The sequence below is a fragment of the Micromonospora sp. NPDC006431 genome (genome assembly GCF_042870725.1).
In the GTDB taxonomy this organism is placed as follows: Bacteria; Actinomycetota; Actinomycetes; order Mycobacteriales; family Micromonosporaceae; genus Micromonospora.
Genome location: NZ_JBIAHQ010000025.1, coordinates 62,681 through 75,322 on the forward strand (window position 1 = coordinate 62,681; position 12,642 = coordinate 75,322).

Here is a 12,642-nt window from a genome sequence, read left to right on the forward strand (position 1 = left end):
AACCGGTCAGACGGGCGGGTCGGTTTCGTGCCATGAACGCCACAGCGCGGCGTACGCTCCATCGGCGGCGACCAGCTCGTCGTGCGCGCCGAGCTCGGTGACGCGCCTGCCTTCGACCACTGCGACCCGATCGGCGGCGTGCGCGGTGTGCAGGTGGTGGGCGATGGCGATCACCGTACGGCCCTGGAGCAGGGCGGCGAGGGACCGCTCGGTGCGCCGTGCCGTGGTCGGATCGAGCAGCGAGGTGGCCTCGTCCAGGACCACGGCGTGCGGATCGGCCAGGACCACGCGAGCCAGGGCCAGGTGCTGTGCCTTCGCCGCGTCCAGCCGCATCCCGCCCGGGCCGAGCTGGGTGTCCAGGCCCTCGGGCAGCTCCGCCGTCCAGTCCGCGCCGACCGCGACCAGGGCCGCGCGGCTCGCTGCGTCGGCCGTGCCCGCTGTGGCCATCGCCAGGTTCTCCCGCAGCGAGCCGATGAACACGTGGTGTTCCTGCGTCACCAGGACAATGCGTCGGCCCAATTCCGCGGGGGAAGTTTCGCCACCGCGACGCCGCCGACCGCCACGCTTACGGCAGAGCCGCCATCCGCTCGAGGATCAGCTCCCGGAAGGCCCGCGCGTCCACCGCTGTCGCGATCCGGCAGTTGGGCTCGGGTGGGTTCTCCCACATCAGGAGGTCAGCCACCGCCACCCCGCGCGTGACCCGGCCCGCCGTTTCGATGGCGACGTGCGCCTCGGTCCAGGTGACCAGATCCGGACGGGTGACCACCGCGACGGCGAGTGGGTCGTGCAGCGCGCAGCTGCCCTGCTCGATCGCCTCTCGCGGCTTGACCCGCTCCTGGAAGTCGATCCAGGCCTCGGTATGGCGTGCGGCGATCCGGCCGAACTCCCCTTCGGACGCCAGTGCTCGGGCGTCCTCGCGGCTCAGCCGCACCTGACGGGTCACGTCGAGCCCGACGAACCGCAGGCGCGCGCCGCTCTCGCAGACCGCCTGGGCCGCCTCCGGGTCGCACCAGAAGTTGTACTCACCCGGCATTGCCGCGACGTTCGTCTGCCCGAGGAACACCCCACCCATGACGACGACCTCGCGGACCGCGCCGGCGACCCCCGGCGCGAGCGCGAGCGCGCGTGCGACATTGGTCAGCGGTCCGATCGCGACGATGGTCAACTGCCCTGGCTCGGCGAGCACCCGACGCGCGATCTCCTCGGCCGCGATGACATCGGCCGGGGCACCCTGCATCACGGGCACGTCGCCGCGGCCGAGCACCTCGAGCAGCTCACGAGTCAGCCGGGTCGAGGTCACGACGTCGCTGTTGCCACCGACCGTCGTGACCAGCTCGACGCGGAGACCTGGGTCGGCCAGGGCCAGCGCGAGCGCGAAGCCGTCGTCGATGTCCGACCCCGGTGCCCCCATGGCCAAGTCCGTGTCGAGGATGATCCGAATTGGCTCCCGGGTCAGCGGCTCGCCCACAGCAGACCCCTCTCGGTCAGCGTCCTCACATCGGGGTGGTCGAGGTCCTCCAGCTTGTGGCCGATCGTCGAGACGAAGACCCTGCCCTTCCCCCACTGGCGGGTCCAGACCGCGGGGCAGGTCAGCTCCTCCCGCCACGGGGTGTCGTCACGCACGCCGAACGTGGTGGTGGCGAGCACGTCGTTCAGCTCGTCGGTGAGCACCCAGTACTGCTCGGTGTTCAGCTCCCAGCGGTCCAGGCCCTCGACGATCTGATGCCCGCGCCGCTCCGGCACGACGGCCACCTCGTACTCGACGAAGCCGCCGGGGTGCGCGGCCCATTGCCCGCCCGTGAGATGTAGGTAGTCGGGCGAGCCGCGAAAGGAGTCGCAGATGCCACCGTGCCAGCCGGCGAGACCGGTGCCGCCCGCGACCGCGACGGACAGCCCGAGTATCTGTTCGTCGGTGGCGACGCCTTGGGTGTAGCACTGCACGACGAGATCGGTCGCGGCGAGCTTCTCGCCGTCGGCGTACACCTCGGGGCTCTCGTGCACCTCGACGGCGTAGCCGTGCTCCTCGAGGAACGGGATGAACCTCTCGGTCGCCTCGACCGGGCTGTGCCCCTCCCAGCCACCCCGGACGACCAGGGCCTGACGGGTGCGCCCACTGTCCATGCTTCTCCTTGGGGTGAGGGTCCGATCGGCACAGTAGCCAATCGATTTGCAAAATGCCAGGGATCTGCCAGGGTGACCAGCGTGACCCCCTTCGAAGAACCCGGGTACGCCGCCGTCGAGGCGTGGGTATCCGACCTCCACCGCTCGTTTCGGCGCACCGGGCCCCACGACATCGCGGACATCGCCCAGGCGGCGCCCCACCCGACGCGAGACCTGGTCGCGATCACCGCGACCCTGCGCCGCGAGCCGGACGACGAACCCCGGCGGCAGGTCGTGCTCGTCGATGCGGCCGGCACGCTCCGCCCGGTACTGCCCGGGGCATCCACGACGTCCCCGGTATGGTCGCCGACCGGCGATCGCCTGTGCATGCTCGCCGCCGAGGCGGTCGTTCTGGTGGACTTGGACGGCGCCGAGATCGCCGGAGCTGGGCGGCACCCCTGAGCTGGCCCGGTGGGCCCCGGACGGCCGCCGGCTCGCGCTGGTCGTCGCCGAACCCGGCGCACACGTCTCCGACGTGTGGGGATCGGGCACCGTCGGCGGCGCGGCCACCGAGACCTGGCGACCGATGGTGCTCCCCCACTCCGGTGGGCGCCGTCGACTGGTGGTCTGGGAGATCAGCGGCGGGACGCGAGCCCTGACTACCTTGAACACCTGTGAGGTCGATTGGCTCGGCAACGATCTGGTTGCGGTGGTCAGCGACGGCGCCGGCGAGGGCGCGTGGTACGACGCCCGTCTGATGCGGGTCTCGCCGTCCGGTGAGGTGTCGGAGCTGCACGAGGAGCGCTTCCATCTGGCGCGACCCACCGCCTCACCCGACGGACGGCACTGGTCGGCGTTGACCGGCATCGCCCGCGACCGAGACCTGCTCGCCGGCGCGCTGCTTTTCGGACGGGACGGACATCCGGCCGCCGTCGTACCAACCGCCGAGGTGCACGTGACCGAGCACCGCTGGGTCGCCCCCGGCACAGTCCTCGTCATCGGGCGTGCGCTGGCACGCCGACGGATAGACGAAGGGGGTGATTCTCGGGGCGTTCCCCGGACTGAGGTTCGCTGTCGCCACCGTCGTCCCGACGCGGCGGTTGACGCCTCCGCACACTGCGACTTGACGCAACCCGAGTTCGTGATGGGCGACCTCATCCGGCCGAATCAGTCGTCAGCGTTCCGCCTGTCATGCAAGCGCTGGCGATCGGACAGGGCTGTCGTTCACTGTCCGAGAGGGCGGTAGCGGAGGTGTACGACGCCGTTTCGGAATCGGCGCTCATCGAGGAGCTCAAGGTCGGTGCGCATGCCGGTCGGCAGCCCTGGCTTGCCCCCGCCGACGACAACGGGCCAGACGAACAGCTGGCACTCGTCGACCAGCCCGGCCTTGAAAGCCTGCGCCGCGAGGTTCGCACCTCCTACGGTGAGATCGCTGCTGGCCGTGGCCTTCAGTTCGTGTACCGCGGCGGGGTCGAAACGGCGTTCGAGTCGGGTGTCGGCAGTTGACACCGCGGCGAGGGTCGTGGAGTACACGACTTTGCTCGCCGCCTGCCAGGCACTCGCGAAGTCGGCCATGAGGTCGGACTGCGCGGCCAGAGCGGCGTCAGTCTCCCAGACGGCCATCGCTTCGTACAGGCGCCACCCGTAGAGGAACGTGCCCACAGACCGCAGGAGGTCGGTGTAGAGCGCGAATACCTCGTCGTCCATTGGCAACCAGGCGAACGCGCCGCGTTCGTCCTCGATGTAGCCGTCAAGCGACACGTTATTCACGTAAATCAGCTTTGCCATGCTCCTACCTTTCGATGATCAGCTGCAACAGCCTGGACATTCATCAGCGTGGCGTCCAGCTTGGTGAACGCTTGGCGCCAACCCTCCTCGCTGGGGTGCGCCAGATGTTCGGGGAGCCACTGGCGGATCTCCAGTCGCGTCCGTCGGTCGGCCTCGTCGTGGAACTCGATCCGGAGTCTCGTCTCGAACGGTTCGAGGCCCTGCTGCAGCCGGCCACTGACGTGCATGACGCCTTCGAGCAGTTCGCCGTCAGCGACGTCTAGAAGGTCGACATGGATGTGCACGCGAAGGCCGGGGTCGGCTGCATTGACCTCCGTCTACCGTTGATAGCCGCCGGGGCGCACGTCGAACTCAATCTCATCGCGTGGCAGTGAGTTGCCGGTCGGGCCCCACCACGCCGCTAGGTGGTCGGGATCGGTGAAGGCTCGGTAGACGAGCTCCCGCGGCGCGTCGAACACACGCGAGATGACGAGCTGCGGAGTTTCGGTGTTCATTCGAGCTCCCTGGGGTCGTCGGCCATCCGGTCCGTTGCCGGTCCGGCGGCCTGCACCGCGGCGAGGTGGGCATCGAGGCGGGTGAGGGACGAGTCCCAGAACCGCCGGTAGCGCTCGATCCAGTCGGCCGCCTCGCGCAGCGGGGCAGCTTCGAGGTGGCTCGCGCGCCACTTGCCCGACCGCGACCGCGAGATGAGCGCGGCGCGCTCGAGCACTTTCAGGTGCCGTGACACCGCCGGCATCGAGATGGACAGAGGAGCGGTGAGCTCGGTGACCGTGGCGTCGCGTGCGGCCAGCTCGGCGATGATCGCCCGTCGAGTCGGGTCGGCGAGCGCCGAGAACACCGCGCTGAGCTGATCGGTGCCAGCCATCGGAAGCTCCCTTCACTTAACCGTCCTGTTAAACGTATTGGAGACGAGTGGTGTTGTCAACGGATGAGTCGCCGGGCCGGCTCGGTCCTGCCACCAACGCTGAGGTGCTGCCGAACAACCTGCGGCAAAGCGGTGTCCGCTTCTGCCGCCGTCCGGGTACGGCACTCACATAGAAACCGTCACGTTCTGTAACCAGCCTTCCGTGCCGGTCGACGTCCGGAACTGCCGCGACCCGCGCACGTCCCTCCGCCCTGCGGGTGACCGAACGTAGTCAAGAGAAGCGACCGCGCCCGCTGACGATGGCGCATCCCACGGCTGACAGCCAACGCGGGCCACTGCACCACCACGGAACATCCAGAAACGGCAAGCCGCAGATCTACTGTGGACTGGCCGTGGCGGATCGCACTCGCAGTCCGACTATCCCGCCGCTTTCTGCACCAAACACAATCGGCGGACGCTGCCGTGGCATCCAGCAGAGCGTCCATGGACGTGGCGCGAGCGTCGTTACCCTTCAGACCTCAACCTTGCGTGGGCCTTGCGACGAATCACCCGGTCATTACGATGGCTTGGTGACCGCCGATTCGAGCATGCGGGGCAAGCAGGCGACGATCGTCGGGAAGCACGCCCCGCTCGGATCGCGCATCTCCGGTGTGGTCTGCCTCGCCTCGGCGGTCGCCCTGGCGGTCTCGTTCGTGACGGGCCAGGTGGACTGGCCGTGGTGGATCGCCGTGCCCGTCGGCGTCCTCTCAGTCCTGATCCTGCTGGTGGTGGGCCTGGCGCTGTGGTTCGGCGCCGACGCGGGGCGCGACGAGACACAGCGGCTGCGTGCCGCCGGGCGGCCCGCCTCGGCTGAGGTCCTGGCCAAGGAGTTGGAGGACCCGCACGACGGCAGTGCCGACTACGCCGTGCTCACATTGCGCATCAGCGGTGAGGGAGTGCCGCCGTTCGAGGCCGTCTACCGCTGTGACGACGAGCCCGTCCTTCAGGTCGGCGCGCGACTGAAGGCCATCGTCGACCCCGCCGACAACCTGTTCACCCTGCGCGCCCTGCCCTAGCCGCCGTGCCCGACGGCCGGTCGGCGGAGAAACGCCAGTGGCAGGTGAAGTTGGTGGTGGATCGGCTGCCGCTGAAGGTCGCCCGGACGTTGTGCGAGGTGCCGGGCGTGCAACTGCGGCCGATGGCGCTGTGGACCTTGCTTTGACGGATCGCACCCGCAGTCCGACGATTCCGGCGCGTTTCTGAACCAAACGCGATCTGCGGAACGAAGCTGGCATATCGATGCCACCAGTTCGGGCGAATGGTGCCAGTAGCCGCACCTTGGCTCGCCCTACTCGTGCGGCGTTCGGCCCACCGAACCCTGCCAACCACGCGCAGATAAGATCAGAACGCCCAGTGAGAGCGTGTATGAGAAGGGATCGGCGTGTCTGCGTGACTCACCCGCCGTGTGATCAACTCTGGACGGGTGGCACGACGCAGCCGGTACCCCTTGGACACCAGCGACGAGCAGTGGGCTCTGATCGAGCCGCTGCTGCCGGAGGTGAAGACCGGAGGCCGGCCGCCGGAGAAGCATCCCCGCCGCGCGTTGGTGGACGGGATCCTCTATGTGGTGCGCACCGGATGCGCGTGGCGGCAACTGCCGGCCGACTTCCCGCCTTGGCAGACCGGTGTACTGGTACTTCAACCGCTGGGAACAGGACGAGGTCACCGAGCAGAAGGCTCTCGGTGGTGCGTGCACTGCTGCGGATCGCCGAAGGCCGTAACGCAGCCCAGCGCAGGGCTGATCGCTTCTCAGACGGTGAAGGGTGCCGACACTGTCGGGTGCGAGTCCCGCGGTCAGAATGTGGCGATCGGGTTGACCGGGCTGCCGGACGTACCGGCGAAGCGGACCGGCGCGACTGCGAGGTGGAAGTCCCACTGGCCGAGCTCGGCAGCCGTCGTCGCGCACGCCTCCAGGTCGCAGTTGTCGAGCAGCCACAGACCCATCGCGACGAGGCTCACGGCGTGAACCGGCATCAACACGTCGTTGTACCCCGACGGCTGAACCTCCTGGGAGGTGTCAGCGGCGATCAGCGCGACCTCCCGTTCATGCAGCCACGGCAGGCAGGACGCGTGCCAGCCGGCCTGCGTGAAACCGCTGGCCTCACCGGCCTCGTGCCGGACGCGGCCATAGCCGGTCCGCAGGAGTACCGCATCGCCGGATCGCACCCGCACACCCTGGCGACGCTCGGCCTCCTCGAGATCCTCGGGAAACACACCCTGCCCCGGTTCCAACCATGGCACATCGCGGAGCCTCGCGATGTCCAGCAGGACACCACGCGTGATGATCCCGTTCGCCGCCGCCGTGACGGCCGCCCACGCCGATCCCGTTGCGGCGTCGACCAACGAGTGCGACCGCCCGTTGTACATCGTGCCGTCCCAGAAGATGTGGCACGGCGAGTCGATGTGGGTGAGAGTGTTGCCGTGGAAGGTGATGCCGAGCCGCTCGGACGAAAAGCCCCAGCGCCGGTCGGCGCGGAATCCGGGCAACGGCATGTTCTCGGCACCCGGCATGTCGGCGGCGCACGGGCACGTCGTCGTCGACCGTTCCATGTCTTCCGGTACGGCAACCTCCCATGCGCACGACACGCTCCTGCCGTGGCGCACGGCCCGCGCCGCCGCCAGCCGGACGTCGTCGGTGATGTGGTTCAGAGTGCCGAGCTCGTCGTCGTCGCCCCACCGTCCCCAGTTCGACAGCGTGTTGAAGTACCCGAGCACGTCGTCCTGTGTGGGCATCGGTCGCCCTGCCGTCATCCCAGCATCGACTCCTCCGGTCACGCGGTTCGAGGCACCAAGGCCCGCTGAACTGGCATGACACTAGATCAGCAGGCCAGCAGTCGGCCGATCAGGAGGTAGGGTACGGCACACCTGTGGTGCTGTGGCACCGGTAGCCGTTGATATTGCGCGCGAGGTACTGCTGGTGCAGTTACAGAGTGACAAAGCTTTGTAAGTGCGTGTTTGAGGAGATCAACTACTGGTGGTGAAGGTGCGTCGCTGCTGGCGGGTGGCGGGGCCTCCGCGGGCGATCCGGCGGGTGATGGTGTTGATCGCGACCCAGCGGATCATGGCCACGGAGATGGCGGGGTCCCGTTCGTAGTCACGGGCCGGACGGCGTGCGCGGTCAGCGTTCATCGCAGCGCGGGTGCTGCGCATGGCCGCGGTCGGTGTCGGGTCACCACTCGGGGATGAGCGGCATGTCCGGTTCGTGCTGCCGCCAGGCTTCGGTGAGGCGGGCGAGGCGGGTGGGGGCGGCGATGCCGCGCACGGTTGCGATCTTGCCGTTGGTGATGTCGAACGCCACGGCGCCGATGACCTGGTCGCCGAGCACGAAGAGGATGGCGGGGGCGCCGTTGACGAGCGCGTAGTGGATGGCGGGCGTGCCGCCGGCAAGTCGCCGTTTCGCGGGTGTGGGTTTGAAGCCGGCTCGTACGACGGCGGCGATGCGCTGCGGAGTGTCGTACCGCAGCAAGGTCTTGGCCAGGCCGGCGCCGTCGGAGATCGCGGTCGCGTCGTCGGTGAGCAGCGCGACTAGGCGTTCGGTGCGGCCTGAGGAGGCAGCGGCGAGGAATTCCTCGACGATCCTGCGGGCGGATGCCGGGTCGACTTCGCCGCCGCGGCGGCGCGCGGCGGTGATGCGGCGCCGGGCCCGGTGGAGGTGCTGCTGGCTTACGGACTCGGTGATGTCGAGGATCTCGGCGATCTCGGCGTGGCTGTAGGCGAACGCTTCGCGCAGGACGTAGACGGCCCGCTCGAGGGGTGACAGTCGCTCCATGAGAGTCAGCACGGCCAGGGAGACCGATTCGCGCTGCTCGAAAGTGTCGGCCGGGCCGAGCATCGGGTCGCCGGCGAGGAGCGGTTCGGGCAGCCAGGCGCCGACGGTGCGTTCGCGGCGGGCTTGTGCCGAGCGGAGCCGGTCGAGGCACAGGTTGGTGACGACCTTGGTCAGCCATGCTTCCGGCACCTTGATCCGCTGCCGGTCGACGGCCTGCCAGCGCAGGAACGCATCCTGTACGGCGTCTTCGGCGTCGGTGGCGGAGCCCAGCAGCCGGTACGCCAGCGAGGCCAGCCGGTTCCGGCTGGCCTCGAACCGACTGGTGTCGAAGCGATCAGTGGCGGTGCTGTCCACGCGGATCACCCTATGCGGCTACGCCGACCGCCTTCTTGGCGGACGTATTCGGCGCGGCGGCCAGGCGGTGCTTGCGCTTGGGCAGGCCGAAGGTCGGGTGCGAGGTGGCCCACAGGGAGATCTTGAGGATGCCCGACTTGATCCGCGCGGCCTTCCGGCCGCCCACGTACTTCGGCTTTGCTTGCGCTTCGTCGTCGACCAGCTGCAGGATCCCGTCCCGCCGGCCGAGGCTGATGTGGTTGCCCGGGTAGACCAGCTTGGTGTTCGCGATCTTGCGGCCGGTCAGGCGTCCCACGATCGCCTCGATGGCCTGCTGGCCGGTGAAGCCGGCCGAAGCGCAGGACATCGGCAGCGGCCGGCCGTTGTCGCCGATGGCGTAGGCGCTGTCGCCGGCGGCGTAGATGTTCGGGTGCGAGACCGACCGCATGGTGCGATCGACGACGATCCGACCGTTCTCGGTGACCTCCAGTCCGCTGACGGCGGCGATGGGGTCGACCGCGAACCCGGCCGTCCACACGGTGGCGTCGGACGCCAGGGCGGTGCCGTCGGCGCACAGCACCCGTGTCGCTTCGACGGCTTCGACCTTCGTGTGCTCCAGGACGGTGATGCCCAGCCGGGCGCAGGCCTGGCGCAGGTGGCTGCGGGCTCCGGCGGAGAGCCGGGCACCCAGCTCGCCGCGGGCGACCAGCGCCACCGACAGGCCGGGCCGGGCTTCGGCGATCTCGGTGGCGGTCTCGATGCCGGTCAACCCGTCGCCGACGACCAGCGCCCTCCCCCCTTCGCCCCGCCTGCCCAGGCTGTCCAGGCGCTCGCGCAGGCGCAGCGCCGAGGGCCGGGCGGCGATGTCGAAGGCGTGCTCGGCCACGCCGGGGACGCCGCGGTCGTCGCCGTGGCTGCCGAGCGCGTAGAGAAGCGTGTCGTAGCCGAGCTCGCCGCCGCCGTCGGCGTCGGCCACAGCGACGACCTGGCGCTCAGGGTCGACGGCGGTGACCCGGGCCAGGCGCAGCCGTATCCCCGTGCCCGCGAACACGTCGGCGAGTTTCGGAGCCTTGATCTCGTGGCCGGCCGCGAGCTCGTGCAGCCGCAGCCGCTGGACGAAGTCCGGCTCGGCGTTGACCACGGTGATCTCGGTGTCCGCCGGGGACAGCCGGCGGGCCAAAGTCCCGGCCACGTGGGCCCCGGCATAGCCGGCGCCGAGGACGACGATGCGGTGCTTCATGTGTTGCTCCTGTCTGTTCGCTTTCTCTCGTGAGTTGAGCGGAACGGCGCCCCGATTGCTGACAGGAACTACATGTGGCACGGGTCACAGAGCGGCAGGAGCGCCGCCCAACGATTCTCGCGACGCCGAGACGACGCAGATGCAGGCCGAGCTGAACAGGGTGATCTGATGCCGATCACCGTCGATATCGACGTCATGCTCGCCAAGCGGGCGCCGGGCGTGCCGAAAGAAGGTGAAGGACCTTGCGGGCGCCGGTGCCGCGCTGGCGGGTCACAGCGGGCGGGGACGCCGGGTCGTCAACGGGTGGAGAATTCGTTTGCGGCCGCGACCACGTCGGCGGCGAAGCCGCCCGCGTACGCTGCCGTTGCGCCGCCGTCGACCGGCAATACGATCCCCGTGACGAAGGACGACGCGTCGCTTCCGAGCCACAGGGCGGCCTCGGCAATGTCGGACGGCAGGCCCAGGCGCCCGATCGGTTGCGAGGCGCCCAGCTTCTCCTCGAGGAAGTCGCTGAACGCCTCCGCCTGGTCTGGGGGAACGCCGAAGCTGCGCGCCATGATGGGCGTGCGGATGATCCCGGGGGCGACGGCGTTGGACCGGATGCCGAGCGGTGCGAGCTCGACGACGGCCTGCCGCACGACCCCGACGACCGCGTGTTTCGCGATCGTGTATCCGGCGGCACTCCAGCCACCCTGCAGGCCGGCGGCGCTCGCCGTCGAGACGATGGAGCCGCCGGTGCCCTGGCGCTGGAACTGCCGCGCCGCATACTTGTGGCCGAGCACGACCGAGCGCGTCAGCAAAGCGATCGTCTTGTCGAAGCCCTCGCTTCCAATCTCGATCAGCGGAGACGGATCTCCCTGCGCGCCCGCGTTGTTGAACATGATGTCGAGCCTTCCGAACTCACTCACCGCCCTGTCGACAGCAGCGGCGATGTCGGCCTCGCTCGTGACGTCGGTATGGACGTAGACGAGCGAACCCCCGTACTCCTTCTGGAGCGCCGCGCCCAGTTCGTCGTTGATATCGGCGGCGACGACCTTCGCACCCTCGGCGACGAAGAGCTCAGCGCCGCCGCGACCGATGCCGCTCGCCGCGCCCGTGATCACCGCGACCTTGCCCGTCAACCGATCTGGCATGGGTCTTGTCCTTCCGTGAGACCGCCTCTGACAGTCAGGCCATCCGCCGGGCAGTGGCGGGAGGCTGTGTTCAGCATTCGAGACCTGCTGCGTGCTGAACTCGGCAAGATCGGGTCGCGGGTCGCTGCCCGTTGCGACCCTGGGCTCGAGCGCGCCGCGCACGATGCGATGGCCGCTGCAGCGAGCGCAAATGCCGGCCTCAGAAGCTGCCAGCATCGCCGATCATCGTGGAACCGAGCCGCGGCTCCAGGCTACGTCTTTGGTGGCCGCATACGGCCCCCAACGACAAGACTGAACGTCCGTACCAAACAAGACCGGACACCTGTAACAACAGGGCTGCGCGCGCCCAACCCGCTCATCGGCAGATCCGGGAGCTGGGCGGAACTCGTCATGACGTTCCGTAGCGCGCTGATCGCGGCAGATGTGCGCACCTGACCTTGTTCGAGCGGCCAGTGATTCGGACATTGGAGCTACTCGCGCAGAGGAGATTTCGTTCGCTTCTCTTGCTGCCCCTTGATCAGGATTAGGGCGAGCAGCGTGCGCGCAGGATGGGCACACCGGGACCGGTCAGATCGTCGCAGTAGACGTGGCGGCCTGCCATGGCCATCGTGAGCGCGAGCGTTGTACCGCTGACAAGCGGACCCGCGCCGGTCGCGAAGGGTCCATCGGTCGCTTCCAGGCGTAGCCCCTTGGCGGTGCTGCGGCTGGCGACGGTGAAGTCCCGGCTGGCGTAGAAGCGGGCGACCTCGGTGACGGCTTGCACGGAGGGTGTGTGAGGCAGTCCGAGGGGCCGGCGGATGTCCTGTCCGTGCACGATGACCTCGCCCAGCCATGCGGCGGTATGCCCGGTCGCTGCCGTGGTGCTGGTGATAACGCGACGGAATCGTTCGAGGGTTTCGGCTGGCGTCGCGCCGCGGTGCTCGACCAGCCGGCGCTGGTTGTGCAGATCGGAGTCGAAGCGTGCGCCCAGGATGCTGGTCAGCCAGCGCACTGTACCGGTGCTCGCCGCTGCGGTCAGGTGGGCGACGACCTCTTCAACGGTCCAGTTCCCACACAGTGAGGGCTGCGCCCATTGGGTGTCGTCGAGCTCGGCGAGGTCGTCGGCGAGGGCGGCGCGCTCCGCGTGAGTGGCGGACCAAAGTGCATCACGTGCGGCGGTGGCGCCGGCCAAGGGGGGCTCCAGAGGCTGGGTGGCTGTGCTGGGAATGGCCTGGCGCATACACCGAAGTCATCGGTCGGATTGTACTAATTCTTGGATCACTCCGAGACCCCGGGACCTATCTCAGCCAGGTGCACACACATCGGCAGTTCAGGATGCCGGCTCGACTCAGCAGCCAGCTACCGACCGTGACCGCTCTTGATCGGTCAGCAGGCA

Annotated in this window: 16 protein-coding genes and 2 pseudogenes; 6 read left to right on the forward strand and 12 right to left on the reverse strand. The window is 68.9% G+C overall.

Annotated features, from left to right (window positions below; all coding sequences use genetic code 11):
* Positions 1-6: 6 nt before the first annotated feature.
* The 3 genes and pseudogenes from ACFYM6_RS30375 to ACFYM6_RS30385 form a co-directional block, all read right to left on the reverse strand.
* Positions 7-608, reverse strand: a pseudogene (locus ACFYM6_RS30375) (ABC transporter ATP-binding protein); the annotation flags it as partial.
* Positions 566-1,411, reverse strand: a complete 846-nt coding sequence (locus tag ACFYM6_RS30380; RefSeq protein ID WP_387280929.1) for a nucleoside hydrolase — start codon at positions 1,409-1,411, stop codon at positions 566-568. The gene ACFYM6_RS30380 and the pseudogene ACFYM6_RS30375, both read right to left, overlap by 43 nt.
* Before the next feature lie 41 nt (positions 1,412-1,452).
* Positions 1,453-2,121, reverse strand: a complete 669-nt coding sequence (locus ACFYM6_RS30385) for a ThuA domain-containing protein (RefSeq protein ID WP_089006405.1) — start codon at positions 2,119-2,121, stop codon at positions 1,453-1,455.
* Positions 2,122-2,202: 81 nt separating this feature from the next.
* On the opposite strand from ACFYM6_RS30385, the gene ACFYM6_RS30390 reads away from it, so the two are divergent.
* Both ACFYM6_RS30390 and ACFYM6_RS30395 read left to right on the forward strand, forming a co-directional pair.
* On the forward strand, positions 2,203-2,562 hold the full coding sequence (locus ACFYM6_RS30390; protein WP_387280896.1) for a hypothetical protein: 360 nt from the start codon (positions 2,203-2,205) through the stop codon (positions 2,560-2,562).
* A 160-nt stretch (positions 2,563-2,722) separates the two neighbouring features.
* Positions 2,723-3,346, forward strand: a complete 624-nt coding sequence (locus tag ACFYM6_RS30395) for a hypothetical protein (protein WP_387280897.1) — start codon at positions 2,723-2,725, stop codon at positions 3,344-3,346.
* On the opposite strand, the gene ACFYM6_RS30400 is transcribed toward ACFYM6_RS30395, so the two are convergent.
* Positions 3,325-3,888, reverse strand: a complete 564-nt coding sequence (locus tag ACFYM6_RS30400; RefSeq protein ID WP_387280898.1) for a dihydrofolate reductase family protein — start codon at positions 3,886-3,888, stop codon at positions 3,325-3,327. The genes ACFYM6_RS30395 and ACFYM6_RS30400 overlap by 22 nt on opposite strands.
* Positions 3,889-3,902: 14 nt before the next feature.
* On the opposite strand from ACFYM6_RS30400, the gene ACFYM6_RS30405 reads away from it, so the two are divergent.
* On the forward strand, positions 3,903-4,151 hold the full coding sequence (locus tag ACFYM6_RS30405) for a hypothetical protein (protein WP_387280899.1): 249 nt from the start codon (positions 3,903-3,905) through the stop codon (positions 4,149-4,151).
* 54 nt (positions 4,152-4,205) lie between these two features.
* On the opposite strand, the gene ACFYM6_RS30410 is transcribed toward ACFYM6_RS30405, so the two are convergent.
* Both ACFYM6_RS30410 and ACFYM6_RS30415 read right to left on the reverse strand, forming a co-directional pair.
* Positions 4,206-4,382, reverse strand: coding sequence for an SRPBCC domain-containing protein (locus tag ACFYM6_RS30410; protein ID WP_387280900.1), 177 nt, complete (start codon positions 4,380-4,382; stop codon positions 4,206-4,208).
* Complete coding sequence (locus tag ACFYM6_RS30415) at positions 4,379-4,753, reverse strand: helix-turn-helix transcriptional regulator (RefSeq protein WP_107074480.1); 375 nt, start codon at positions 4,751-4,753, stop codon at positions 4,379-4,381. Before ACFYM6_RS30415 ends, ACFYM6_RS30410 begins: the two co-directional genes overlap by 4 nt.
* 569 nt (positions 4,754-5,322) lie before the next feature.
* On the opposite strand from ACFYM6_RS30415, the gene ACFYM6_RS30420 reads away from it, so the two are divergent.
* The 3 genes and pseudogenes from ACFYM6_RS30420 to ACFYM6_RS30430 form a co-directional block, all read left to right on the forward strand.
* The gene (locus ACFYM6_RS30420) at positions 5,323-5,808 is read left to right on the forward strand and encodes a hypothetical protein (protein ID WP_387280901.1); all 486 of its coding nucleotides are present in this window, start codon (positions 5,323-5,325) and stop codon (positions 5,806-5,808) included.
* 5 nt (positions 5,809-5,813) lie between these two features.
* Positions 5,814-5,954, forward strand: a complete 141-nt coding sequence (locus ACFYM6_RS30425) for a hypothetical protein (protein ID WP_387280902.1) — start codon at positions 5,814-5,816, stop codon at positions 5,952-5,954.
* A 261-nt stretch (positions 5,955-6,215) separates the two neighbouring features.
* A pseudogene (locus ACFYM6_RS30430) lies at positions 6,216-6,404 on the forward strand (transposase); the annotation flags it as partial.
* A gap of 182 nt (positions 6,405-6,586) precedes the next feature.
* Here the strand turns inward: ACFYM6_RS30430 and ACFYM6_RS30435 are convergent.
* The 6 genes from ACFYM6_RS30435 to ACFYM6_RS30460 form a co-directional block, all read right to left on the reverse strand.
* Positions 6,587-7,525, reverse strand: a complete 939-nt coding sequence (locus tag ACFYM6_RS30435) for a cyclase family protein (protein ID WP_387280903.1) — start codon at positions 7,523-7,525, stop codon at positions 6,587-6,589.
* Positions 7,526-7,756: 231 nt separating this feature from the next.
* Complete coding sequence (locus ACFYM6_RS30440; RefSeq protein ID WP_387280904.1) at positions 7,757-7,921, reverse strand: hypothetical protein; 165 nt, start codon at positions 7,919-7,921, stop codon at positions 7,757-7,759.
* Positions 7,922-7,961: 40 nt separating this feature from the next.
* Entirely contained in the window at positions 7,962-8,915 is a 954-nt protein-coding gene (locus ACFYM6_RS30445) for a sigma-70 family RNA polymerase sigma factor (protein WP_387280905.1), read from the reverse strand.
* Between the two features lie 10 nt (positions 8,916-8,925).
* Complete coding sequence (locus ACFYM6_RS30450) at positions 8,926-10,134, reverse strand: NAD(P)/FAD-dependent oxidoreductase (protein WP_387280906.1); 1,209 nt, start codon at positions 10,132-10,134, stop codon at positions 8,926-8,928.
* A gap of 296 nt (positions 10,135-10,430) precedes the next feature.
* Positions 10,431-11,267: an SDR family NAD(P)-dependent oxidoreductase gene (locus ACFYM6_RS30455; RefSeq protein ID WP_387280907.1), complete on the reverse strand. Its 837-nt coding sequence runs from the start codon at positions 11,265-11,267 to the stop codon at positions 10,431-10,433.
* Between the two features lie 523 nt (positions 11,268-11,790).
* Positions 11,791-12,438 (reverse strand): maleylpyruvate isomerase family mycothiol-dependent enzyme, encoded by a 648-nt coding sequence (locus ACFYM6_RS30460; RefSeq protein ID WP_387280908.1) that lies wholly within the window; start codon positions 12,436-12,438, stop codon positions 11,791-11,793.
* Between the last annotated feature and the right edge of the window lie 204 nt (positions 12,439-12,642).

Bases quoted from the DNA above. Each gene is read 5' to 3' on its own strand.
- ACFYM6_RS30380 (WP_387280929.1), bottom strand. From the start codon at position 1,411: ATGGGGGCACCGGGGTCGGACATCGACGACGGCTTCGCGCTCGCGCTG.
- ACFYM6_RS30385 (WP_089006405.1), bottom strand. From the start codon at position 2,121: ATGGACAGTGGGCGCACCCGTCAGGCCCTGGTCGTCCGGGGTGGCTGG.
- ACFYM6_RS30400 (WP_387280898.1), bottom strand. From the start codon at position 3,888: ATGGCAAAGCTGATTTACGTGAATAACGTGTCGCTTGACGGCTACATC.
- ACFYM6_RS30405 (WP_387280899.1), top strand. From the start codon at position 3,903: ATGATCAGCTGCAACAGCCTGGACATTCATCAGCGTGGCGTCCAGCTT.
- ACFYM6_RS30410 (WP_387280900.1), bottom strand. From the start codon at position 4,382: ATGAACACCGAAACTCCGCAGCTCGTCATCTCGCGTGTGTTCGACGCG.
- ACFYM6_RS30415 (WP_107074480.1), bottom strand. From the start codon at position 4,753: ATGGCTGGCACCGATCAGCTCAGCGCGGTGTTCTCGGCGCTCGCCGAC.
- ACFYM6_RS30435 (WP_387280903.1), bottom strand. From the start codon at position 7,525: ATGCCCACACAGGACGACGTGCTCGGGTACTTCAACACGCTGTCGAAC.
- ACFYM6_RS30440 (WP_387280904.1), bottom strand. From the start codon at position 7,921: ATGAACGCTGACCGCGCACGCCGTCCGGCCCGTGACTACGAACGGGAC.
- ACFYM6_RS30450 (WP_387280906.1), bottom strand. From the start codon at position 10,134: ATGAAGCACCGCATCGTCGTCCTCGGCGCCGGCTATGCCGGGGCCCAC.
- ACFYM6_RS30455 (WP_387280907.1), bottom strand. From the start codon at position 11,267: ATGCCAGATCGGTTGACGGGCAAGGTCGCGGTGATCACGGGCGCGGCG.